The organism is Aurantimicrobium sp. INA4, assembly GCF_027924525.1.
Taxonomy (GTDB): Bacteria; Actinomycetota; Actinomycetes; order Actinomycetales; family Microbacteriaceae; genus Aurantimicrobium.
In genome coordinates this window covers 976,664-999,917 of record NZ_AP027040.1, presented here as the reverse complement: position 1 = coordinate 999,917, position 23,254 = coordinate 976,664, and the positions used below count along the sequence as shown (strand labels likewise).

Below are 23,254 nucleotides of genomic sequence, written 5' to 3'. Positions count from 1 at the left end.
ATGTCTGAGAACGAGGGCGCGACCTATAACTTCGCGGAAATACAAGAAAAATGGCTTCCTATCTGGGACAAGATTGAGCCTTTTCGCTCTGACGACCCCACAGATGAACGCCCACGCAAATATGTCTTAGACATGTTCCCTTACCCTTCGGGTGACCTACACATGGGGCACGCAGAGGCATATGCCCTCGGTGACGTGATAGCCCGTTACTGGCGTCACCGTGACCACAATGTTCTGCACCCCATCGGATGGGACTCGTTCGGCCTTCCTGCCGAGAACGCTGCCATCAAACGCGGTCTCAACCCTGTGACCTGGACGTACGACAACATCGACCAGCAAAAGCGTTCGATGCGTCGCTACGCAACGAGTTTTGACTGGTCTCGTGTTATTCACACGTCAGATCCTGAGTACTACAAATGGAACCAGTGGTTGTTTCTGCAAATGTACAAAAAGGGTCTGGCATACCGCAAAGACAGCTGGGTTAACTGGGACCCTGTAGACCAGACCGTTTTGGCAAATGAGCAGGTTCTTCCTGATGGTACCTCTGAGCGTTCTGGCGCGATTGTGGTCAAGAAGAAACTCACTCAATGGTACTTCCGTATCACCGACTACGCAGATCGCTTGCTTGATGACCTCGACACTCTTGAAGGTCAGTGGCCTGCCAAAGTCCTCACCATGCAGCGCAACTGGATTGGTCGCTCTGTTGGAGCTGACGTTGACTTCATCATCGAGGGCCGCGATACTCCTGTAACTGTTTTCACGACGCGTCCTGATACCCTCCACGGTGCAACCTTCATGGTTGTAGCTCCTGATGCGGATCTGGCTTCTGAGCTCGCAGCTGGTGCTACGCCTGAGATTCAAGCTGCCTTCGAGGAATACCTCACCGAAGTTCAAAAGGCGACAGAAATTGAACGCCAGGCAACCGACCGACCCAAGACCGGCGTTTTCTTAGGACGATATGCCATCAACCCTGTCAACGGGGAGCGTTTGCCCATTTGGGCCGCAGATTACGTGCTCGCGGACTACGGACATGGCGCCGTAATGGCCGTTCCTGCGCATGACCAGCGCGACTTGGACTTTGCCCGAGCATATGACCTGCCCATCAAGATTGTCGTGGATGTTCCTGCAGGAACTGATGAAGATGGCAACATCATTGAGAACAACCCAGCTGTGACCGGGATTGCAACCAGTGGTGAGGGCAAACTCATCAACTCTGCTGAACTGAACGGCTTGACCAAAAAAGAAGCAATAGCGAAAGCAATTGAAATCCTCGCCGAGCGGGGTACTGGTAAGGCTGCTAAGAACTTCCGTCTGCGTGACTGGCTGATTTCTCGACAGCGTTACTGGGGAACCCCAATCCCGATTATTCACGCTGAAGATGGCACCGAGATTCCTGTTCCAGAAGACCAGCTACCTGTTGTTCTTCCCCCCACGGAAGGCTTGAACTTACAGCCCAAGGGCTCCTCGCCTCTAGGTGCTGCTGAAGACTGGGTGAACGTCCCCAGCCCACTAGATGGTTCACCTGCACGCCGTGACCCTGACACTATGGACACCTTTGTCGATAGCTCGTGGTATTTCTTACGCTTCCTTTCGCCCCATGATGACACTCAGGCCTTTGATCCAGAGCTGGCAAAGAAGTGGGCTCCAGTCGACCAATATGTGGGCGGTGTGACCCACGCCATCTTGCATTTGCTCTATGCGCGTTTCATCACCAAGGTTCTTTTTGACCTTGGTTATATCGACTTTGAAGAGCCCTTCACTAACCTCCTCAACCAGGGCATGGTGTTGATGGAAGGCTCAGCAATGAGTAAATCCAAGGGCAATATTGTCAAGCTCTCCGAGCAGCTTGAGGAACATGGCGTTGACGCCGTTCGTTTGACCATGGCGTTTGCTGGTCCCCCTGAGGACGACATCGACTGGGCAGATGTCTCACCCGCTGCTTCTAACCGCTTCTTAGCTCGCGCATGGCGCATTGCTCAAGACGTTGCCAGTGCCCCGGGTGTTGATTTTTCCACCGGTGATGTTGATTTGCGAAAGGCGACGCACCACCTGCTTTCAGAAGCTCCAGGTCTTGTTGAAAGCTTTAAGTTCAATGTGCTGGTTGCGCGGCTGATGGAACACGTCAATGTAACTCGTAAGGCTATTGACTCAGGTGTGGGAGCCGCTGATCCGGCTGTTCGTGAATCCGCAGAGACCATTGCCATGATGCTTGATCTCTATGCGCCCTATACCGCCGAGGATATGTGGGCTGCATTAGGGCACCAGCCTACTGTTGCCCACGCTGTATGGCCAGAAGCAGATCCCGCACTATTGGTAGAGGATTCTGTGACCTGTGTCGTGCAGGTTGATGGCAAGGTTCGTGACCGTCTTGAGGTTTCTCCAGATATTTCTGAGACTGATCTGGAATCTCAGGCGCGTGAACTTGCTGGAGTAGTCAGGGCTCTTGAGGGCCGCGAGATTGTGAACGTGATTGTTCGAGCGCCCAAGATTGTCAGTATTGCTACAAAGCCCTCTGCTTAGTGTGGATGCTTAGAACGAGATAAACACGTTCGAACCACGCTTAGCCATGGTTCCTGCTGCAGGTGTTTGTGTCTTAACCGTGCGCTTTGAGAACAGAGCGGGATCCACGTCTGTGGAATAGGTGAATCCTGCAGCTTGAAGCTTGGAAATCGCTTCATTGAAGTCCATGCTTCCGGCAGAAACATTCGGAACTTGAACAAGGTCAGGTCCCTTGGAGACAACCAGAGTGACGTTCGTTCCCGTGGTGACTGCGCCCTCAGGAACAGATAGCGAGATGACGGTACCTGCGGGGACGCTGTCACTGAATTCTTCTGAACTTGCCCCTACAACAAGACCAACATCAGACAGTTTTTTTGTAGCGTCAGTCACGCTCAAACCCGCTACCTGGGGGATAGCGCCCAAAGAGACAACAAACTGAACTTCCGAGCCGGCTGGGTATTTGGCAGGAAGTGGGGCACCAGCAGCATCCAGAGCGGCAATGACGCTTCCGGCAGCAACATCGGCCGAGAACTGCTTGGAGACAGTCTTGGGTTTCAATCCCAATTCTTTAGCCTGTTTCGTGGCATCTGCTTCTGTCAACCCTGCAAAAGCTGGGGTGTCAATGATCTTGGGTCCTAAGGAAACAATGACCTTGATTTCAGAGCCCTTGGTTACAGAAGAATTTTCTGGCGGATCAGTTCCAATAACTTTGCCCGCAGGAACTGTGGAGTCGTTAGCTTCCACCAGCGCAGTGGTGAATCCAGCCTCTTCCACAATCTTTCGCGCATCTGCCGGAGCCATACCTGAAACTGCAGGAACTGTAGCGAGTGAGCCAGGTCCGACGCTGAAGAACCAGCCGGCAGTTGCACCCAGCACAGCTAAGACAATCGTGATGCCGAAAATCCAAAAGCCACGGACCCGGCGTGAATCCGAAACCTCTTTGAGGGACCCCACGGGATCATCGGTGGCTGCTTTGCGGTTCAAGCCGGCAAGAGCGCCTGTGGAGAATACCTTTGTCTCGTCGTCAGCGTTGGCCAAGATTCCGGCTGGCATGACCATGGTTTGCTGCGTTGAGAGGTCTTGATAGGAGGAACCTGTCCGGATGACCTTTTCAGCTTGGAGTAGTTTGTCGAGAAGAACTCCCGCATTCTCTGGACGCCCCTCAGGTGATCGTGTTGTTGCCCACGCAACAATCTCATCAAGTTCGACAGGGATTGCGGGGTTGGCAGAAGAGGGTGCAGGCACCTTGTCATTGGCATGCTGGTATGCCACAGCCATGGGTTGCTCGCCCTTGAAAGGTTGTTCTCCGGTGAGCATCTCGTACATCATGATGCCGATGGCATAGATGTCACTTCGTGCATCAGCCACCCCGCGAGTCAGAAGTTCGGGGGAGAGGTACGCGATAGTTCCTAGTAGAGCCTGTCCGGATGCAGTATTTGCTGTTGTTGCGCGAGCTAAACCAAAATCACCAAGTTTGATGCGGCCATCATCTGCCAATAGAACGTTCTCAGGTTTAAGGTCACGGTGAACTATGCCTGATTCGTGAGCTGCAGCGAGCCCCCGCAGGACTGCATCCATAATGTCAACGGTTTGTTCGGGAGTGAGCTTGCCGTAATCCTTGAGCAAATCACGCAGAGTTATTCCGGGCAGGTATTCCATGACCAGATAGGCCATCTCAGAATCTTGTCCCTGGTCGAAAACATTAACAACATTGGGGTGAGCCAGACGGGCTGCAGATCGGGCTTCTTGAACGAAGCGAGCTTTGAACGCGCTGTCATCTGCGAGATGGCCGTGCATAATCTTGACGGCAACGCGACGTTCCAGGCGCAGATCTGTGGCCAGATAAACCGTGGCCATGCCTCCACGTGCAATTCGTGACTTGACTTGATACCTGCCGTCGATGAGACGACCAATCATGGGGTCTTCGGAGGCAGTAGTCACAACGAAAGTCTATGTAGCCAGCAGTGGTAAAACGCTGTGAAACACCGGAGTGTGGCGGGGATTTATGCGCTTGCTGCAGCAGGGAGGCTGCTCATGAGTTGCGCATCAGGAATGACGAGACGTTGACCAACAACCAGCCGACTCGAGCGGTCAAGGCCGTTCGCGGTCATGATTGCTCGAGGTTGAACGTTGTAGTTACGTGCGATTGCTTCCAGGGTTTCCCCTGATACGACCGAGTGGCGAATGAGGCTTTCGCCAACTTCTGCCGTTTCTGTTCCGCTAGAAGAGGCTGGAATGTTCAGTTGTTGGCCGGCAAAAATCATCGTTTTCCAGCTCAGGCCGTTTGCAGCGAGCAATTCTGCCGAGGAGATGGCATGTGCCTGAGCAATACTTCGAACAGTGTCACCTTCAGCAACGGTGTACTTATCTGAGCGCAAAGCAGCGGGAGTGACATGGGTAGCTCTGTGCGCGTGGGGGAGGTCTGATTTGGCTTTGGGGAGCTTCTCAATTTTGGGAAGCTGATCTGCTTGGGCAGATTGCACAGTGAAAAGCATGCTTGTCGCGGTGGCGATGGCAACGGGAATAGCAGCTATTTTCCTGAATTTTTTACCCTTACGAGGGGTTGAGGAGGAGAGCGTTTCATGGTTTGAACGGTAGGTATGTTCGGCCATTTGCACGCTCCTCTCCCCATTAAAAGATTGGCTAAGTCTTCACCTTAACTTGAAGGTTAACCTTGAGTGAATTCGGCGTGTCGCAAAAAGGCCTCAGTTCGTTCTCCTGCTTGACCTGTGGCACTCTTGTGTTGTGGTTAAAGCTCAAGAACACCCCGAAACTCAATGGCTCACCGTTCCAGATCTCGTTGAACTGCTAGGTGTCACCCAAAGCAATGTGCGCCGGATGCTCGAAGACAATGTCCTGGCTGCAACGCGAGTTGATGGAGTTCTTAAAGTTCCTGCCGACTTCATTCACGAAGGCGAGCCGCTTCATCCGCTGCAAGGAACAATCGTTTTATTGCGTGATTGCGGCTTCGACGGTGACGAACTTGTCACGTGGCTAATCACAGATGAAGAATCTCTGGGAACTTCACCAGTACAAGCACTCAAGGCTGGACGTAAGGCTGAAGTGCGTCGAGTTGCTCAAGCACTTCTCTAAGGAAACCCTAGGCAGAGCGCTGAGAAACTAACTCGGCAAGATTGAGTAACCCTGTAGTTGCATCCGGGTTGAAGCCTGCTTGAGCAATAACGGAGCGGGCAAGTGCAACTTGTTCGTCAATGATGGCCTCAAGTTTGTCTACTGCACCGGTGTTGGTGAGGGTTGCTTGCAGCGTAGCAATCTGGTTGTCATCTAGGGACTCATCGCCGAGAAGTTCATCCATCAGTCGGATAGCGGTAGCGGGAAGTTCCTGTTGCGCTAAGGCGATAAGTACTGTTCGTTTACCTTCGCGTAAGTCATCCCCAGCGGGCTTCCCTGTTACTTCAGGGTCACCAAAAACACCAAGAAGATCATCACGCAACTGGAATGCGATACCCAGGGGTAGGCCAATTTCACGCAGGGATGTTAACTGATTCGCACTGGCGCCACCCAAAGCTGCGCCTATCACGAGGGGAGCTTCAATGGAATACTTCGCTGACTTATAGATCACTACCCGCTGAGCTCGAGTCAGGGCATCAAGCTTGTCCACTACAGGCCAGGCTCGCTCCTCGACAATGTCAAGATATTGCCCAGCCGTGACATCAATTCTCATTCGGTCAAATTCGCGCCGAGAGGCCTGCGCGGCAGAAATGTTGGTGGAAGCAGATAAACCTTGCGAAAAAAGCTCATCGCTAAATGCCAACAACAGATCACCGAGCAGCAGGGCTGAGGATGTTCCAAAGTCATCCCCAGTACCTGCCCAACCTGATTGCTGGTGCAAGGACTCAAAACGACGATGAGCAGAAGGAGCTCCGCGACGCGTATCAGACTTATCCATGATGTCGTCATGTACCAGGGCTGCAGCGTGGAAGATTTCCAGTGCGCTAGCTACATCAATCACGTTTTCAGGGGTCTCGTCATGTTGTGTGCCGTAACCCAAAAGAGCACAGCGCGCGCGGAAGCGTTTCCCGCCGCTGAGAAACAGCCGTGAAAACTCAATAAATGGTTTCAAATCAGGGGAGACCTCAAGCACAATAGATTCACGGTCTGTGATGAAGTGCTCGATACGAGCATTTACTCGCTCAACCCAAGTGTTCTGGTCACGCATGCGCCTAGCCTATCTAGGCGAGCGGGGGTACACTTGAAGTCCGCACTACCATTTCACAACTTGAGGAGGTCATAATGCCCTTATCTGAGCATGAGCAGCGCCTACTTGATGAAATGGAACGCAACCTTTATGGCCATGATGCAGACGTTACGTCCACCTCATTTGTTGGAATGCCGCGGCCTAACTACCGCGCCATCATCCTCGGAGTGATTATTGCGCTCGCCGGTTTGGGCGGATTGATTGCAGGTGTCATGCTGCAAAACGTCTTGATCGGAATTGCAGGCTTTGCTGCAATGTTTGTCGGCGTTCTTGTCGCTTCTCGGCCTGGAGCACCCGCTCAGGCAACGGCAACGAGTACCCGTCCTCAAAAGACTTCCGGATCATCTTTCATCAAGCGCATGGAGCAGCGCTGGGACGAGCGCGATAACGGTCGCCTGTAGTACCCAAACACCTTCACACTAAGCCGCCAAAAATGGCGGCTTTTTTGTTTCTCTTCGCTGCTCTCAATTAATCCTCATTGCTCCATTTCCCTCCACTTACTTAAACCCTGTAAATTAGCGGAAGTATCGACACGCCGACCACACTTTTGTGCAATTTTTTAACACATGTGGTTGAAAGTGGAGTAAAGTGGAGAAATCACCACAAGGCCGGTTGTGAAAGGGGGTGACGCAGATGTTCCTTGGAACCCACTCACCCAAACTCGACGACAAAGGGCGCGTCATCCTTCCCGCTAAATTCCGCAACGAATTGGCCGAAGGAATTGTTGTCACCCGCGGTCAAGAAAACTGTTTATACGTTTTCAGCGCTGCTGAGTTCAATGACCTCCACGACAAGATTCGTCAAGCTCCCGTTACCAGCAAGTCAGCTCGAGACTTCCTCCGTGTTTTCCTCTCTGGAGCAAGCGCGGAAACCCCAGATAGCCAAAACCGCATTACGCTTCCAGCCAATCTGCGCCAATACGCAGGTCTAGATCGCGATCTGACCGTCATTGGTGCCGGAAACCGTGTAGAAATCTGGGACACCAACGCGTGGAACACCTACCTCGCTTCACACGAAGAAGCCTTCTCCAACACCACGGAGGAGGTGATCCCTGGTCTGTTCTAATCCTTAGATTCCGGCTCCCAGCCGCATCACCCTGAATCCACTTCCCCGGAAGCAGGTTGATCTGGAGGGGAACCAGAATCTAAGGCTCGGGCCTCAACTGTTATGGAACTCAACCAGATTCACACCCCCGTTCTTCTCGAGCGTTGCGTTGAACTACTAGCACCGGCTTTAGAAAAGCCAGGTGCAGTTCTTGTTGATGCCACATTGGGAATGGGCGGGCACTCAGAAGCTTTCCTTACCCGTTTTCCTCAACTCACCCTCGTTGGTCTTGACCGTGACACTGATGCGTTAGCAATTGCCGGAGAGCGTTTATCACGTTTTGGAGACCGGGTTCACCTCGTTCACACGGTCTATGACGGCATCGCAGAGGCGTTAGATGAATTGGGCATCAAGTCTGTCGACGGAATTCTCTTCGACCTCGGTGTTTCTTCACTGCAACTAGATCGCGCCGAACGTGGCTTTGCCTACTCACAAGATGCCCCACTGGACATGCGAATGAACCAGTCAGAAGGCATGACGGCAGCTGAGGTGATTGCTACCTACAGCGAGCAGGAACTTCGAACCATCTTCCACAAATATGGGGATGAGAAACTGTCTGCTCGCTACGCCAGGGCTATCGTTACGCAGCGTGAGGTAGAACCCATCACGCGATCTGGCCAGCTCGTTCACATTCTTACTGTTGCCACCCCCGCCGCCCTTTCTCACGCGGGACACCCAGCCAAGCGCGTATTCCAGGCGCTGCGCATTGAGGTCAACCAAGAACTTTCCGTCCTAGAACGAGCTATCCCCGCAGCGCTGAGCAAACTTGCCCTGGGTGGGCGCATCGTGGTCATGTCCTACCAGTCACTCGAAGACCGTATCGTCAAAGGTTTTTTCCAGGCTGCTGCTACCTCCTCGGCGCCTGTTGGGCTTCCCGTCGAGCTTGACCAGCACAAACCTGAACTACGTTTACTTGTTCGCGGTGCCGAACTAGCCAGTGATGAAGAAAAGCTTCGTAATCCTCGTGCCACACCTGTGCGCTTGCGTGCAGCTGAACGAATCAAGGAGGCGGCATGAGTACCGTCAACCCCACTCGGATGAACCGTCCCCAGACTCGGCCTCAGGTTTCTTCTCGCGTAAACCAGGCTCGCAAGAGCTCAACAACGGCAACCCAGGGCAACCTGGCACTCAAAGCACGTTCCACTCTCTCCTCGGCAGCTCAGTGGCGTCCCTCGATTCAGGTTGTGGCAACACGGGCTCAGCGCAAAGCTCGACCACGAGTCTTTTACGCGCTGGTCAGCATGGGAGTGGTTTTTGGGATTATTGTCGCTCAACTCCTACTCTCGGTGGCTGTTTCTGCAGGTGCCTATGAGATTGCGTCCCTACAGCAGTCCAATAAGGAGCTTTCTCGCACCTACCAAACCATGAACCAAGATTTAGATCGCCTATCCTCCCCACAAAATCTTGCAGCCAATGCCGAAGCATTGGGCATGGTGATCAATAACACTCCCGTATATCTTCGTATTTCTGACGGGGCAGTTCTTGGAACACCTGTTCCTGCTGCTGCCAACGCTGGTGTGATTGCAGGGTCAGCTGCCGGAGCAATTCCCAACTCCTTGCTCTCGGAAGTGTCACTGGTTACTCAGAAAGAATCTGAAGCTAAAGCAGAAGCAGCAAAGAAGGCCGCTGCCGAAGCTGCCAAGGTTGCTCCAGTGACTGACAGCGCGCCTGCGGCAGCTGTACCCGCTGGTCCAGTAGCTTTGACAAACGGACTGCCAGGCATCGCAACCCACTAATTTCAGGTCGCGATAACGCCCCTGCTAAGGAAAATCAGTGAAGCGAAACCCCATCCGATTTAGAGCATTCCTCGTCATGCTCTTTGTCGTGATATTCGTGGGTTTGTTCGTCATCAAACTTGTTGACATTCAAGTCATCAGAGCTTCTGCCTATAACGAAGAGTCGGTGGGGAAGCGGTCTATTCCTTCCACCGTGTTGGCTAAACGCGGAACAATCACTGATGCCAAGGGGACAGTGATGGCCGAGAGCGTTCTGCGTTACAACATCACGGTTTCGCCGAAGAACGCCAAAGATTTCCTCCGTCAAACAGACCGTTCCGAGGTCACCATCACGCCGCAACAAGCTGCGATTGAGATTGGAACCATCACTGGTCAGAAACCAGAAGAAATTCTCAAAATCATTGCCGATGCATTGGCGCAAAACCCCAAGTCAGATTTTGCGTACATCAAAAAAGCTGTTGATGTTGATACTTTCCGTGCGCTCTATGCCTTGGAAATCCCATGGCTATTTTTTGAACAGGCACCAGGGCGTACCTATCCTGCAGGAGCTGTAGGCGGAAACCTTCTTGGCTACGTCGGCCAAGACGGCCAGCCACAAGCCGGACTCGAGCTTGCACAGAACGACTGTCTCGCAGGCACCAACGGGAAAGAGGTATATCAGCGTGGCGCTGATGGAATTCGTATTCCCGGTAGCACCGTGACGAACGTGGCGGCTGAAAATGGTGGAAGCCTCAAACTGACAATTAACTCAGACCTGCAGTGGTACTCCCAGCAGGTGTTGGCCAAGCGTGTGACGGAAACCAATGCGCAATGGGGAATCGTTATCGTCCAAGAGGTCAAAACTGGAAAGCTGTTGACTGTAGCGGACTATCCCACTGTGGATCCCAACAACGTGAATGGCTCTGACGAAAGTGCTCGAGGTTCACGCGCCTTCACCTCTCCCTATGAACCTGGCTCGACCATTAAGGCACTCACCGCTGCTGGATTGATCAATTCAGGTGCTGCAGATCCTTCAACCCAGGTTGTTGCTCCCTACGCACTCACCTTTCCCAACGGAGCGAGAGTAAACGATGCTGTGCCCCACGGTTCATGGCCGTTGACACTTACAGGTGTTCTTCAAGAATCATCGAACACGGGTATTACTCAACTTGGCCAAGCTCTGGATGCGAAGACCCGTTACGACTATCTGCGTGCATTTGGTTTTGGTGAAACCTCAGCGGTGAACTTTCCTGGTGAGTCCGGCGGTATTTTGCATCCCTACGAAGAGTGGGACAACCAAACCACCTACAACACCATGTTTGGCCAAGGTTTGGCTACCACCGCAGTTCAGGTTGCGGGGGCGTATCAAACTCTTGGCAACGGGGGAGTGCATTTACCTGCTTCACTTGTCGAAGAGTGCGTCAAAGCAGATGGAACCGTTGTTAAGCCTGAGCAAACAAAGGGAACCCAGGTTGTCTCACCTGAAGCAGCCCGAACCACTGTTGACATGCTGGAAAACGTGGTTACCCAAGGCGCACTCACTTCTGTAGTGCAAATTCCCGGCTATCGAAGTGCTCTCAAGACTGGTACGGCACAGCAGTCTGACGGTAGTGGAAAGTACGGCGAGAAATATATCGTCTCCAACGCAGGTCTAATTCCTGCCGATGATCCGCAATACGTTGTCTACGTAGTGATTGCCTACCCAGACGGAAACACATTCATGGCTTCCCCACCGGTATTTCGAGACGTGATGGCTCAGGTCATCAAGGAATATCGAATTCAACCTTCAACTTCTGCCTCTCCAGCACTTCCAGTGCGGTTCTAAGCACCAGAATAAGAACATGATTGAACTCACCCTTGCTGACATAGCACTCGCTATTGACGGTGAGCTCTACCTGGGAGACTTTGGCGCTACTGAAAACACCGTTATCAGTGGTGTTGCCGACACAGACTCTCGCTTGATAACTCCTGGTGACATCTTTATTGCTAAGCCCGGGGAAGAGACAGACGGACACCTCTTCGTTGCGGCTGCACTCGAAAACGGTGCCAGCTTGGCAATCGTGGAGCACACCGTTGATGTTTCTATTCCTCAGATTGTTGTCAGCAACGCCGTTGTCGCACTGGGCGCACTTGCTCGTGAAGTAGTTGCGCGCGTTCGCTCACTAGGCAAACTCAAAGTTGTTGCCATTACCGGGTCTAACGGAAAAACCACCACGAAGAATCTTGTTGCAGCCATGTGTAGCGGCAAAGGTCAGACCGTTTTTCCGCGCGCATCCTTCAATAACGAAGTAGGCGCACCCATCACGATGTTGCAGGTGCGCGAAGACACTGAGTTCCTCATCCTGGAGATGGGAGCCAGCGGTCCAGGCAACATCAAGCTGCTGACAGATATGGTGCAACCGGATATCAGCGTTGTACTGATGATCGGTCTTGCTCACGCAGGAGAGTTCGGCGGTGTGGAGACCACTGTTGTTGCTAAACGAGAAATCGTGGAAGCGCTCGGGCCCAAGGGCGTCGCAATTTTGAACGCTGATGACCATCGCGTGATGTCAATGGCGTCAGCCGCTCCAGGAGAAGTGCGGACATTCGGTTATGCCGCACATGCCACCGTTCGGGTGGAGAATGTGACTTCGAGTATGCAAGGCACACAGTTCGATCTGTGCCTGAGTTCGGGAGAACGTTCTCACGTTTCATTTTCTGTCCTCGGAGAGCACCACGTGATGAATGCTGCAGCGGCAGCTGCTGTCGGTGTGGAATTAGGGTTCTCCCTGGAGTACATCGCGACAAGTCTCGAGTCAGTAACCCAAGCTGAACGTTGGAGAATGCAAATTCTTGGGAATGATGACGTTGTCATCATCAACGATGCCTATAACGCCAGTCCAGATTCGATGGCAGCAGCAATAAAGACCTTGCGACAGATCGCAACGGACGACAACCGCACCATCGCTGTGCTGGGTGAAATGGCCGAATTGGGAGAGTTTTCTGGTGAAGAACAGGACAAACTTGCCCTCCTTATTGTTCGTTTAGGTATTGATCAACTCGTCGTTGTTGGGGATGGTGCTCGCAGACTTCATATTTCTGCCATCAACGAGGGTTCGTGGGATGGTGAGTCGAAGTTCTTCTCAACCCCTGATGAGGCCTACGATTACCTATCGAGCCTGCTTCGCGCAGGAGACATAGTTCTGGTGAAATCGTCTAACTCGGCGAAGCTCCGGTTCTTAGGAGATCGACTAGGAGAGGCCTACGCGTGAGTACCCTACTTCTAGCCGGCGCACTCTCACTCATCTTCACCCTGCTCATGACGCCGGTGTTTATTCGACTGTTTCGCAGAATTGGGTGGGGCCAGTTCATTAGCGATGGTGGCCCGGATGCGCACCACGCCAAAAAGGGTACCCCCACGATGGGCGGCATTGTCGTCATCGTTGGTGTTCTTGTTTCCTACTTCATAGCAACACCTCTCACCGGTCACAGTGTTGAGCTTCCCGCCATTTTGGTTCTGTTTCTCATGACAGGTTTGGGACTTGTCGGATTTATCGATGACTTCATCAAAACTCACAAGCGTCGCTCACTTGGTTTGAGCGGCTGGCCTAAAGTGGTGGGCCAAATTATCGTTGCCGTCATTTTTGCCCTGCTCGCCATTAATTTCCCTGACGAAAATGGCATTACCCCAGCATCCATGAGCATCTCGTTTATTCGTGATACAAATCTTGATTTTGCTGCGCTGGGTGCTGGCCTGGGCTTGTTTGCTTTCTTGGTCTGGATCATTTTGATCGTGACCAGCACATCAAATGCTGTGAACCTCACAGATGGTTTGGACGGCTTAGCTACCGGTGCATCTATCTTCACTATCGGTTCCTTTGTGATCATGAACTTCTGGCAGCAAAACCAGTCATGTTTCTCGTCGCGACTTGACCCTCAGGTTGCATATAAGTGTTATGACGTCCGTGATCCTCTCGACCTGGCCATTGTTGCCGCGGCAATTGTTGGAGGTTTGATTGGATTCTTGTGGTGGAACACCTCTCCCGCACAAATCTTCCTCGGAGACACCGGGTCCATGGCACTGGGTGGTGCTTTGGCCGCTTTGGCTATCCTCAGCCAAACCGAACTCCTCTTGGTTATCCTTGCTGGTCTTTTTGTCATTGACACAGGCTCGGTGATTGTCCAACGGGGATACTTCAAGCTCACCAGAGGAAAGCGCATCTTCTTGATGTCGCCCATCCATCATCATTTCGAGCTCAAGGGCTGGCCTGAAGTTACCGTCGTTGTTCGGTTCTGGATTATTTCAGCTCTGTTTGTGATTACTGGGGTTGGTATGTTCTACCTCGAGTGGTTGACCCAATAAAGCCTTTCGTGATGTCTGAACAACGGGATCTCTCTCAGCTCACAAGCTGGCACGCCAACTGGGCTGGATTACGCGTGACAGTTTTAGGCCTGGGCGTGACCGGTTTTTCTGTGGCGGACACACTGTCTGAACTGGGTGCTCAGGTCTTGGTTACTGCACAGCAGGCTGATGAACTTCGCCTGAAAATGCTTGAAGTAATCGGTGGAACATTTGTCCATGAGCCTGTTGATGGCACTGTTCCAGAAGAACTTAGAGAGTTTGCCCCTGAGCTCATTGTGGTCTCACCTGGGTATCATCCAGACCACCCAATTTTGCAGTGGGCCTCTGCCCGAAATATCCCTATCTGGGGAGATATCGAATTGGCGTGGCGCGTCAGGGATAAAGTTGGCACTCCCGCACCATGGATTGCCGTTACGGGAACCAACGGAAAAACGACGACCGTCCAACTCACTGCCGCAATGCTGGCCACAGCCGGATATCGCGTTGCTCCCTGCGGCAATATTGGTGTTCCGGTACTGGATGCCGTCCGAGACCCACAAGGTTTTGACGTCTTCGTTGTTGAGCTTTCCAGTTATCAACTTCACTGGATGCAAAACGTCCACCCTTATGCCGCTGCAGTATTGAACATCGCTGATGATCATTTAGATTGGCATGGCTCACTAGAAGCCTATGTAGCAGCTAAAGCCCGCATTTTTGAGGGAACACAGGTTGCCTGTGTCTACAACAAAGCAGACCGTCAGACCGAGCGCATGGTTGAAAACGCAGATGTTCAAGAGGGCGCACGGGCTATCGGTTTCGATCTCGGAGCACCAGGCCGCAGTGATTTTGGCATCGTGGATGGAATTTTGTGTGACCGAGCATTCTTAGATGAGCGACACAACACTGCATTAGAAATCACTACCGTCTCAGAGCTTGAAGAGCGTGGTTTGGGCTCGCCACACATTGTGGCCAACGTGTTAGCTGCCAGTGCCTTAGCAAGGTCTTTCGGCGTCCCTGTTGAGGCTATTTCAGAAGCTCTCAAGAACTTTCGTCTGGATGCTCACCGGATTGAAGTTGTTGCCGTCCAAGACGGCATTACCTGGATTGATGATTCCAAAGCAACTAATCCTCACGCGGCTTCGGCATCGCTGGCGGCAAACAACTCCATTGTCTGGATTGTTGGTGGATTGCTCAAAGGCGTCAATATTGATGAGCTTGTGGCTCAACATGCTGATCGCTTGCGCGGTGCGGTTGTTATTGGGGTTGACCGATCTGAGGTTATCTCAGCATTCGAGCGACACGCGCCCGGGGTGAGCGTTCGCGAGGTGGAGTCAGCGGACACTAGTGATGTCATGGTTACGGCTGTGACCTTAGCCGCAGAACTTGCACAATCGGGTGATGTTGTCCTTTTGGCTCCTGCTGCAGCTTCGATGGACCAATTTACGGATTATGCCGAACGGGGACGAATGTTCGCCGAGGCCGTGAAAGCAAACCTGGGAGGTGAGGCGGATGGCGAATCCGCCTCGAACTAACCCGCAGGGCCGAAGGCCTGCTTCTGCGCCAGTTCGACCCAGGCAGAACCCGCAGCAATCTGCCCCTGCGGCCAAAGGTCTATTGGCAACTCGGTTCAACTTAGGTCAACAATTCAGAGCTGAGTCACCTAACTTTTACTGGCTTGCCGGCGTAACACTTCTGACGGTCCTCATCGGTTTGATCATGGTGCTCTCGGCATCAGCGGTGGATTCTTTCCTCTCTGAGGGTGGGTTCTTTGGCAGCTTCTTCAAACAAGCTGGTTCTGCAATCATCGCGATACCCTTGATGCTTTTTGTCAGCCGATTCCCGCTTGAGATCTATCGCAGGTGGGCGCTCATTGCATTGATTGCTTCGGGTGCTCTGCAGTTGCTGGTTTTCACGCCCTTGGGTGTTGAATCCGGTGGAAACCGAAACTGGGTTGATCTCGGAATTCAGGTCCAGCCCTCAGAACTTATTAAACTGACCGTTGCGATATGGCTGGGAGTTAATCTTCCAGAAATTATCAACCGTGTTGGCCCCTACAGCTTCCGCATCTTCCTTTCGATTTTCCCGGTATATGGCGTTGCATTCCTTGTTTTGCTCGGTGGTGACTTGGGAACAACAATCATCATCTTCGCCATCATCATGGGGTGTATTGCCTTCTCAGGTGTGGCAGATCGGGTAATTGTCCTCCCAACAGTTGCGGTGTCTGCTGTGGTGGCGTTTTACGTTGTCACGAGCCCTAACCGCATGAACCGAATCATGTCCTTCCTGAGTGAGAACTGCACGGATTACACCAATGCCTGCTGGCAGCCTTTACACGGTAAATGGGCTCTAGCTAACGGTGGGATTTTTGGGGTGGGCCTTGGCCAGTCCAAAGCAAAATGGTCGTGGCTTCCCGCAGCTGATAATGACTACATTTTTGCCATCATTGGTGAAGAACTGGGACTTATTGGTGCTTTGCTCATCATTGTGTTGTTTGTAGTGATGGCAGTGACATTCACGCGCATTATTCGCAGTGCGAAAGACCCGCTTGTTCGAATCACTACCGGCGGAATTATGATCTGGATTGTCGGCCAGGCATTCGTCAACATTGGTGTTGTAGTTGGACTGCTTCCGGTTCTGGGAGTGCCGCTTCCTTTGCTTAGTTCGGGCGGTTCTGCATTGGTTATGACGTTGCTTGCAATTGGTGTTGTGTTGTCATTCACCAAGGAAGAAAAACCCATCAAAAAGCCTTTGGGGCGTCGCCGATGACCACATATCTTCTTGCTGGGGGCGGAACCGCAGGGCATGTGAACCCGATGCTTGCGATTGCCGATGCGCTCACAGCTCGTGATCCAGAAGCCACCATCATTTGTGTGGGAACGGCAGAGGGGTTAGAAGCACAGCTTGTTCCGGCTCGAGGGTATGAGCTCATTACGATTCCACGAATCCCTTTTCCACGTGCTCGTCATTTCCTCTCGAGTTCTCGGACATTTCTCGCTGGTTGGCCCAAAGCTGTAGCCACAGTCGTTGACCTAATCGCCCACCGCAAGGTTGATGTTGTTATTGGGGTGGGAGGCTATGCCGCCGCTCCTGCGTATTCTGCAGCGAAGAAGACTCGCACCCCCTACGTCATTCATGAAGCAAATGCCAAGCCGGGTCTGGCCAACCGTTGGGGTGCCAGGTCCACTCGCTTTGTAGGCGTGACCTTTGAGGGAACTCCACTGCCTCATGCTGTGACGGTGGGGACTCCTTTGCGTAAGGAAATTGAGACGTTAGATATTCCAGCTCAGCGGCCGGCAGCACTCGCTTTTTTTGGCTTGGAGCATCACCGTCCTGTGCTGGTTGTCACCAGTGGTTCACTGGGGGCGAGGTCTATCAACACTTCCATTGCCGCCTCTGCTCAGCAGCTCATGGATGCGGGCTATCAGGTGCTCCACATTGTTGGCCAAAACAAGCCTGAGGCTCTGCCACAGATTCCTGGTTATGTCGTTGTGGACTACTGCGACCGAATGGATCTTGCCCTAGCCGTGGCGCAACTTGTTGTTTCTCGGGCCGGTTCTGCAACTGTCTCTGAACTTTCTGCCTTGGGCATACCAGCGGTGTATGTGCCATATCCGGTCGGTAATGGGGAGCAGAAGTTTAACGCCGCGGGTGTCGTTCGCGCCGGTGGAGGAATTCTCGTTGAGGATGAGAAATTCACTCCAGAGTGGATAGCGAAGAACCTTGTGCCCTTGATGCGGGATGAAGCACGTTTAGGGCTGATGGCTGATGCTTCAGCCCGCGTGGGTATGCGAGACGGGACTGCGCGCATGATCAATCTCATCGATGCCGCCCTGTCATCGGCTTAGGCCCAGCTTTCTGCGTTATAACGGTAGTCAGCGCGTTTTTCGCGTGTGTGATCGAAAGAGTGCCCCGTGATTAAGCCTGACCCCACTGTTGTCGCCCCTGAGGATTTGGGGACCGTGCATATGGTGGGCATCGGTGGCTCGGGAATGAGCGGCATTGCTCGCCTCTTTCTGGCGAACGGCATTACGGTCACCGGGTCTGATGTGAGAGATTCTTCAAATATTCAGGCACTGCGTGAGCTGGGGGTTGAGGTCCACATCGGCCACGATGCATCCAACCTTGGCGATGCACAAACTTTGGTTGTTACTGGCGCGCTGTGGCAAGACAACCCTGAGTATGTTCTTGCGCAAGAACGAGGCCTGACCATTCTGCACCGCTCACAGGCTTTGGAATGGCTCACCCGTGGGTCCAGATTGGTCTCTGTTGCCGGCGCCCACGGAAAAACCACGTCTACTGGAATGATTGTGACCGGTTTGCGGGAGTTAGGCGCAGACCCCAGTTTCGTTAATGGCGGAGTGGTTCAGTCTTATGGTTTGAGCTCTGCCTATGGCGAGGGTGAGCTTTTTGTCATTGAGGCAGACGAATCTGACGGATCCTTCTTGCTCTATGACACTGCTGTCGCGTTAATCACCAATGTTGATGCGGATCACCTCGATCATTACGGATCTCTTGAAGCATTTGATCAAGCGTTTGTTGATTTCGCCTCTGCTGCGCGAGAGCTGGTTGTTATTTCGAGCGATGACCCAGGTGCTGTTCGCGTGGGGAGCAAGATCTCAGGTCCTACAGTTATGACCTTCGGAGAGGCCGCTTCGGCCGATGTTCGACTGGCACACATTGATACCACCACTGGTGGTGTGACGTTCACTGTTGAGTACAAGGGAACCAAATACACCACTCAACTCAAGGTTCCAGGTCGCCACAATGCCATCAATGCGGCAGGTGCTTTTGCTACCCTCGTCGGTCTGGGCTTTGACCCCGCGTCATCTCTGGCCGGAATTTCTGAATTTGGTGGCACCGAACGTCGTTTTGAGCTCCACGGGGTGCGCAGGGGAGTGAGTGTGTATGACGACTATGCCCACCACCACACTGAAGTGAATGCGGTTCTCACTGCCGCGCGAACAGTTGTTGGTGAAGGTCGTGTGATTGCGGTGCATCAACCTCACCTCTACAGCCGTACCCAACATTTTTGTGGCGAGTTTGCTCAGACACTTGAAGAAGATGCCGACCTTACGGTTGTCCTTGACGTATACGGGGCACGTGAAGATCCAGTGCCGGGAGTAACGGGAGCTCTCGTTTCAGAAAAATTCTCAGACCAAAGCAAGGTTGCTTTTATCTCCGATTGGCAGGAAGCAGCAGATCACATTGCCCGCATCGCGCGACCTGGTGACTACGTCATCACGTTGGGCTGTGGTGATGTGTATCGCATCATTCCTCAGATTTTGGCTTCACTCGAAGCTACGAGCTAGCTCATGAAACGGCCACAAGGACCGCCAGGGACACCGCAGTCCCGGCCACAACCCACCTCACAGGCTGCATCGCAGCCAGTGAAGCCTCAACCTCCTACTCGTGCACAACAAGGTACTCCGCCGCGACCTTCTCGCGCTAAACGCAAGCAGGAAAAGGCTGAGCTTAAGAAACAAAAAAAATCTTCACGAGTCTCGCAATCACCCAGCGGCACTCGTACTTCTGCACCAGCTGTTTCAACACCAACTGGCAGTCGCGTGCAGGGCACGCTTAGGCCAGTTGGTGCACCGGCACGGCCGAAAACCATAACGGCACAATCAAGTACCTCTGCCTCACGTCCAACGAAAGCAGCTCGCAAACTTACCGCCTCACAGCAGGAGGCACTCGAAGCAAAACGAAAGCTCAAAGAAGCTGTCAAGGCTCGCAAAGCTTTTGAACGTGACGAGGTTCGACGCTTTACTGCTCACCTACGTCGTCGACGGATGGTGTGGGCATCCCTTGCTGGTTCTTTCGTCGCAATATTGATTTTTGTGGGCGTGGGAATGTTTACCCCCATACTGGCGCTCCAAAATATTGTCGTTGAGGGGGCAACCAGGGTTCCTGCCGATCAAATCATTGCCTCGCTCCAGCCTGAACTCAACAAGCCGCTTCCGCTGGTAGATATGGGAGCTGTGCGAAAGGCTGTCGAGGCTCAACCATTGGTGAAGAGCTACTCCACAGTTGCAGTGCCACCACACACTCTGGTGGTGAAAGTTGTTGAGCGAGCCCCTGTTGGGTATCTGCCGTCGCCTAATGGTTTCATCATGGTCGACCCCGCGGGGGTTGTCATCGAAGAAACTCCAGAGCGAGTTCCTGGCTTGCCACTGTTCACGGTGGAAGGTGATTCAGTGCGATCTAAGGGTTTCGCTGCGGCAATCGATGTGATTAATTCTTTGCCAGCAGGATTAGCTGGCCAGCTTGACGAGGTTATTGCCAACACCACGGATGATGTCACACTCATTTTGACCGGGGGAGCCCGGGTCTTTTGGGGTGGTCCTGAAAACGCGGCGATGAAGAACCGTGTGCTCTCTCAGCTGTTGGCTCTCAATCCAGTTGGCACGGTGGGAGAGTATGACGTTTCCTCGCCCAAGACAGCGGTTGTGCGTTAAAACTTTTCTTTGATCTGAGACTCTCTAGGCGTGTCGCACGAGGGAGCGGAGTGCTTCGACCTACTCTCAAATCAAGAAATGCATACTGAGCATAACTTTAAGGTTCGACTTGAACTTTAGAGTTCTAGCGGAGGCCATAACGTGTCAATGAATCAGAATTACCTCGCCGTCATCAAGGTGGTCGGCGTCGGTGGTGGCGGTGTCAACGCAGTAAACCGCATGATTGAGCTTGGCCTCAAGGGTGTTGAATTCATCGCAGTCAACACCGATGCTCAAGCACTTCTCCTCAGTGAAGCCGACGTCAAACTCGACATCGGCCGAGAACTGACCCGTGGCCTCGGCGCAGGTGCTGACCCCGAAGTTGGCCGTAAAGCCGCCGAAGATCACGCTGAGGAAATCGAGGAAGCGCTTGCTGGTGCTGACATGGTTTTCGTTACCGCAGGTGAAGGCGGTGGAACTGGTACAGGCGCTGCTCCAGTTGTCGCCAAGATTGCTAAGTCCATCGGTGCCCTGACCATCGGTGTCGTGACCAAGCCCTTCGGATTCGAAGGAAAGCGCCGTGCTGCACAAGCCGACACCGGTGTTGCTGCATTGCGCGCAGAGGTAGACACTCTCATCGTTGTTCCCAACGATCGCCTCCTCGAAATTAGCGATCGTAGTATCTCCGTTCAGGAAGCTTTTGCCACAGCAGATCAGGTTCTGCTTGCTGGTGTTCAAGGAATTACAGACCTCATCACCACCCCAGGTCTGATCAACCTCGACTTCGCAGACGTGAAGTCGGTAATGCAGGGCGCTGGATCTGCCCTGATGGGAATCGGCTCCTCACGCGGTGCAGACCGCGCGATCAAGGCAGCTGAGCTGGCCGTAGCCTCACCCCTGCTTGAGGCCAGCATTGAAGGAGCGCGTGGTGTGCTTCTGTCCATTCAGGGTGGATCCAACCTTGGTCTCTTCGAGATCAATGATGCTGCTGCACTGGTCGGCGAAGCCGTACACCCTGAGGCGAACATCATCTTCGGTGCTGTCATTGATGACACTCTCGGTGACGAAGTTCGTGTCACGGTTATCGCCGCTGGTTTTGATGGTGGGGAACCCACCCACAAGCCAATGCCTCGTCGTGCATTCACCTCGACGGACACTGGATCAGTCCTCCCAGCAGGTGAAAGCATCTACGCAGAGACCCCTATTGTTTCCTCAACAACAGGTGTCTTTGCTGATGATGAACTTGCCGCAGTGATGACCACTCCTGCGACAACCAGTCACGTCAGCGTCACTCCTTCCTACGTAGACGAGGATGACGACCTCGACATCCCCGACTTCCTGAAGTAGTGAATACGACGCTTGGCGAACGTGTAGCGCTCGTCAACGAGGGCATTGCTGATGCTGCACACGCAGCGGGGCGCAATCTTGACGACATCACCACGATTGTGGTGACAAAGTTTCATCCTGCGCAGTTAGTTCGTGATCTCTATGACCTAGGTGTGCGCAACGTCGGAGAAAACAGGCATCAAGAGGCAGAAGCTAAATCTGCGGAACTCGCTGAGTTGGATCTCACCTGGCACTTCATTGGCCAGCTTCAATCCAACAAAGCACGTGCTGTGCGTAAATATGCTCAGGTTCTCCATTCAGTTGATCGCCCAAGCCTGGTTAATGCTTTAGCGAACGCTGCAATGACTCCTGAGGGACTTCCCGAGAACAACGCGGTTGATGTATTGGATTGTTTCGTTCAACTCAATCTCACCCAAGACCCTGGCCGCGGGGGAGTTCAACCCGCAGATGTGGTTGAACTTGCTGAACTGGTTGCAGCTCAATCTAGTTTGAACTTATTAGGCGTCATGGCAGTTGCTCCGCTGGATGAAGAACCTCGCGTGGCTTTTGCTCGCGTAAAAGCAGCTTCAGAACGTGTCCAGACGGTTATCCCTCAAGCCAGCTTCATCTCAGCGGGCATGTCACATGACTATGCCGCGGCTATTGCTGAAGGTGCGACACACCTTCGAATTGGCTCGGCAATCACCGGGAACAGGCCTGTTGCCGGTTAACCTCAATTAGACGATTTTTTATTACCTGGAGGTAACTCAATGGCCAATCCACTCAAGAAGACCATGGTCTATCTCGGTCTCGCTGATGAGGAGACGACCTACGACGCACCTGCATACGCTGCAGCACCTCAGGTAGCCCCTGTTTCCGCTGGTCGTGCTCAGGTAACCCCCCTTCGCCGTAACACCGCAAAGAACCAGGCAGCTAGCGACATGAATGAAATAGTCACCGTACACCCCAAGCAGTATTCAGATGCCAAGGTCATCGCTGAAAACTTCCGTGAAGGTGTTCCTGTCATCATGAACCTCTCACAGATGACTGAGACCGATGCTCGTCGACTGATTGACTTTGCTTCAGGTCTTTCTCAGGGTCTCTACGGCAAGATTGAACGTGTTACCAGCAAGGTATTCCTGCTCTCACCCGCACACGTTGCCGTGTCAGGTGATGCAGCAGCAGAAACTGCTGAAGTAGACACCACTTTCTTCGGCGAATAAGCTCACGCCACCGGCGTGGCTGAGGAGTAGAGATGTCCGTTATTGGTCTCGTTGGATTAGTCCTGTATTACGCCCTCTTGGTGTTTGTTTTTGCCATGTGGGGAAGACTGATTCTCGACTTTATTCGTGCATTCAAGCCAGGATGGCGACCTCCCTCGTTCGTGCTTGTATTGAGTGGCGTCATCTATACCCTCACAGATCCACCCATGAATCTTGTTCGCCGATGGGTAAAACCTGTGAGCTTTGGTGCGATTGCGCTGGATTTTGGTTGGACAGTAGTGATGTTGGCGGCCATTGTCGCGATGTACATCGCCGAGTATCTGATGATTCTCTAGGAAAATCAGGTTATTTTTCTTTCCTGTTCCAACGCTGTTGAGTATTTTGGTAGCGTTAGTGAGTTATCACCTGAGATA

At 52.9% G+C, this 23,254-nt stretch carries 21 protein-coding genes; 18 read left to right on the top strand and 3 right to left on the bottom strand.

Annotation, left to right across the window (positions count from 1 at the left end):
* Positions 1 to 2,520: a leucine--tRNA ligase gene (gene leuS / locus AINA4_RS04935; protein WP_281786387.1), complete on the top strand. Its 2,520-nt coding sequence runs from the start codon at positions 1 to 3 to the stop codon at positions 2,518 to 2,520.
* Positions 2,521 to 2,529: 9 nt separating this feature from the next.
* Here the strand turns inward: leuS and pknB are convergent, their stop codons facing one another.
* Both pknB and AINA4_RS04925 read right to left on the bottom strand, forming a co-directional pair.
* On the bottom strand, positions 2,530 to 4,440 hold the full coding sequence (pknB, locus tag AINA4_RS04930) for a Stk1 family PASTA domain-containing Ser/Thr kinase (RefSeq protein WP_281786386.1): 1,911 nt from the start codon (positions 4,438 to 4,440) through the stop codon (positions 2,530 to 2,532).
* Between the two features lie 62 nt (positions 4,441 to 4,502).
* A complete protein-coding gene (locus AINA4_RS04925; RefSeq protein ID WP_281786385.1) occupies positions 4,503 to 5,111 on the bottom strand; it encodes a LysM domain-containing protein in 609 nt (202 codons plus the stop codon).
* Between the two features lie 133 nt (positions 5,112 to 5,244).
* Between AINA4_RS04925 and AINA4_RS04920 the strand changes: the two genes are divergently transcribed.
* A complete protein-coding gene (locus tag AINA4_RS04920) occupies positions 5,245 to 5,592 on the top strand; it encodes an Rv2175c family DNA-binding protein (RefSeq protein ID WP_096380727.1) in 348 nt (115 codons plus the stop codon).
* 7 nt (positions 5,593 to 5,599) lie between these two features.
* Here AINA4_RS04920 and AINA4_RS04915 read toward each other — a convergent pair whose 3' ends face one another.
* Positions 5,600 to 6,679, bottom strand: a complete 1,080-nt coding sequence (locus tag AINA4_RS04915) for a polyprenyl synthetase family protein (RefSeq protein ID WP_281786384.1) — start codon at positions 6,677 to 6,679, stop codon at positions 5,600 to 5,602.
* Positions 6,680 to 6,753: 74 nt separating this feature from the next.
* Here AINA4_RS04915 and AINA4_RS04910 point away from each other — a divergent pair, with 74 nt between their 5' ends.
* The 16 genes from AINA4_RS04910 to AINA4_RS04835 all read left to right on the top strand — a co-directional run bounded on the left by AINA4_RS04910 (position 6,754) and on the right by AINA4_RS04835 (position 23,176).
* Entirely contained in the window at positions 6,754 to 7,119 is a 366-nt protein-coding gene (locus AINA4_RS04910; RefSeq protein ID WP_281786383.1) for a DUF3040 domain-containing protein, read from the top strand.
* Positions 7,120 to 7,351: 232 nt separating this feature from the next.
* Positions 7,352 to 7,783, top strand: coding sequence for a division/cell wall cluster transcriptional repressor MraZ (gene mraZ / locus AINA4_RS04905; RefSeq protein ID WP_281786382.1), 432 nt, complete (start codon positions 7,352 to 7,354; stop codon positions 7,781 to 7,783).
* A 102-nt stretch (positions 7,784 to 7,885) separates the two neighbouring features.
* On the top strand, positions 7,886 to 8,839 hold the full coding sequence (gene rsmH / locus AINA4_RS04900) for a 16S rRNA (cytosine(1402)-N(4))-methyltransferase RsmH (protein ID WP_281786381.1): 954 nt from the start codon (positions 7,886 to 7,888) through the stop codon (positions 8,837 to 8,839).
* Positions 8,836 to 9,558 (top strand): hypothetical protein, encoded by a 723-nt coding sequence (locus AINA4_RS04895; protein ID WP_281786380.1) that lies wholly within the window; start codon positions 8,836 to 8,838, stop codon positions 9,556 to 9,558. The genes rsmH and AINA4_RS04895 overlap by 4 nt, the downstream gene beginning before the upstream one ends.
* Positions 9,559 to 9,595: 37 nt before the next feature.
* Positions 9,596 to 11,362, top strand: a complete 1,767-nt coding sequence (locus tag AINA4_RS04890; RefSeq protein ID WP_281786379.1) for a penicillin-binding protein 2 — start codon at positions 9,596 to 9,598, stop codon at positions 11,360 to 11,362.
* 16 nt (positions 11,363 to 11,378) lie between these two features.
* Positions 11,379 to 12,788 (top strand): UDP-N-acetylmuramoyl-tripeptide--D-alanyl-D-alanine ligase, encoded by a 1,410-nt coding sequence (gene murF / locus AINA4_RS04885; protein ID WP_281786378.1) that lies wholly within the window; start codon positions 11,379 to 11,381, stop codon positions 12,786 to 12,788.
* Positions 12,785 to 13,879: a phospho-N-acetylmuramoyl-pentapeptide-transferase gene (gene mraY, locus AINA4_RS04880; protein ID WP_281786377.1), complete on the top strand. Its 1,095-nt coding sequence runs from the start codon at positions 12,785 to 12,787 to the stop codon at positions 13,877 to 13,879. The genes murF and mraY overlap by 4 nt, the downstream gene beginning before the upstream one ends.
* A gap of 11 nt (positions 13,880 to 13,890) precedes the next feature.
* A complete protein-coding gene (gene murD / locus AINA4_RS04875) occupies positions 13,891 to 15,390 on the top strand; it encodes a UDP-N-acetylmuramoyl-L-alanine--D-glutamate ligase (RefSeq protein ID WP_281786376.1) in 1,500 nt (499 codons plus the stop codon).
* Positions 15,368 to 16,624 (top strand): putative peptidoglycan glycosyltransferase FtsW, encoded by a 1,257-nt coding sequence (locus tag AINA4_RS04870; protein WP_281786375.1) that lies wholly within the window; start codon positions 15,368 to 15,370, stop codon positions 16,622 to 16,624. Before murD ends, AINA4_RS04870 begins: the two co-directional genes overlap by 23 nt.
* Positions 16,621 to 17,703 carry a UDP-N-acetylglucosamine--N-acetylmuramyl-(pentapeptide) pyrophosphoryl-undecaprenol N-acetylglucosamine transferase gene (locus tag AINA4_RS04865; RefSeq protein ID WP_281786374.1) on the top strand — a complete coding sequence of 361 codons (1,083 nt, stop codon included), beginning with the start codon at positions 16,621 to 16,623 and terminating at the stop codon, positions 17,701 to 17,703. Before AINA4_RS04870 ends, AINA4_RS04865 begins: the two co-directional genes overlap by 4 nt.
* 66 nt (positions 17,704 to 17,769) lie before the next feature.
* Complete coding sequence (murC, locus tag AINA4_RS04860; RefSeq protein ID WP_281786373.1) at positions 17,770 to 19,167, top strand: UDP-N-acetylmuramate--L-alanine ligase; 1,398 nt, start codon at positions 17,770 to 17,772, stop codon at positions 19,165 to 19,167.
* Positions 19,168 to 19,170: 3 nt separating this feature from the next.
* Positions 19,171 to 20,313 carry an FtsQ-type POTRA domain-containing protein gene (locus tag AINA4_RS04855; protein WP_281786372.1) on the top strand — a complete coding sequence of 381 codons (1,143 nt, stop codon included), beginning with the start codon at positions 19,171 to 19,173 and terminating at the stop codon, positions 20,311 to 20,313.
* 141 nt (positions 20,314 to 20,454) lie between these two features.
* Positions 20,455 to 21,639, top strand: coding sequence for a cell division protein FtsZ (ftsZ, locus tag AINA4_RS04850; protein ID WP_096380756.1), 1,185 nt, complete (start codon positions 20,455 to 20,457; stop codon positions 21,637 to 21,639).
* A complete protein-coding gene (locus tag AINA4_RS04845; RefSeq protein ID WP_281786371.1) occupies positions 21,639 to 22,349 on the top strand; it encodes a YggS family pyridoxal phosphate-dependent enzyme in 711 nt (236 codons plus the stop codon). Before ftsZ ends, AINA4_RS04845 begins: the two co-directional genes overlap by 1 nt.
* 39 nt (positions 22,350 to 22,388) lie before the next feature.
* Positions 22,389 to 22,841: a cell division protein SepF gene (sepF, locus tag AINA4_RS04840; protein WP_096380761.1), complete on the top strand. Its 453-nt coding sequence runs from the start codon at positions 22,389 to 22,391 to the stop codon at positions 22,839 to 22,841.
* Between the two features lie 32 nt (positions 22,842 to 22,873).
* Positions 22,874 to 23,176, top strand: coding sequence for a YggT family protein (locus tag AINA4_RS04835; protein WP_096380763.1), 303 nt, complete (start codon positions 22,874 to 22,876; stop codon positions 23,174 to 23,176).
* Positions 23,177 to 23,254: the final 78 nt, after the last annotated feature.

Coding starts and splice junctions, on each gene's coding strand:
- leuS (WP_281786387.1), top strand. CDS start 1: ATGTCTGAGAACGAGGGCGCGACCTATAACTTCGCGGAAATACAAGAA.
- AINA4_RS04925 (WP_281786385.1), bottom strand. CDS start 5,111: ATGGCCGAACATACCTACCGTTCAAACCATGAAACGCTCTCCTCCTCA.
- AINA4_RS04915 (WP_281786384.1), bottom strand. CDS start 6,679: ATGCGTGACCAGAACACTTGGGTTGAGCGAGTAAATGCTCGTATCGAG.
- AINA4_RS04910 (WP_281786383.1), top strand. CDS start 6,754: ATGCCCTTATCTGAGCATGAGCAGCGCCTACTTGATGAAATGGAACGC.
- mraZ (WP_281786382.1), top strand. CDS start 7,352: ATGTTCCTTGGAACCCACTCACCCAAACTCGACGACAAAGGGCGCGTC.
- rsmH (WP_281786381.1), top strand. CDS start 7,886: ATGGAACTCAACCAGATTCACACCCCCGTTCTTCTCGAGCGTTGCGTT.
- AINA4_RS04895 (WP_281786380.1), top strand. CDS start 8,836: ATGAGTACCGTCAACCCCACTCGGATGAACCGTCCCCAGACTCGGCCT.
- murF (WP_281786378.1), top strand. CDS start 11,379: ATGATTGAACTCACCCTTGCTGACATAGCACTCGCTATTGACGGTGAG.
- murD (WP_281786376.1), top strand. CDS start 13,891: ATGTCTGAACAACGGGATCTCTCTCAGCTCACAAGCTGGCACGCCAAC.
- AINA4_RS04870 (WP_281786375.1), top strand. CDS start 15,368: ATGGCGAATCCGCCTCGAACTAACCCGCAGGGCCGAAGGCCTGCTTCT.
- AINA4_RS04865 (WP_281786374.1), top strand. CDS start 16,621: ATGACCACATATCTTCTTGCTGGGGGCGGAACCGCAGGGCATGTGAAC.
- AINA4_RS04855 (WP_281786372.1), top strand. CDS start 19,171: ATGAAACGGCCACAAGGACCGCCAGGGACACCGCAGTCCCGGCCACAA.
- sepF (WP_096380761.1), top strand. CDS start 22,389: ATGGCCAATCCACTCAAGAAGACCATGGTCTATCTCGGTCTCGCTGAT.
- AINA4_RS04835 (WP_096380763.1), top strand. CDS start 22,874: ATGTCCGTTATTGGTCTCGTTGGATTAGTCCTGTATTACGCCCTCTTG.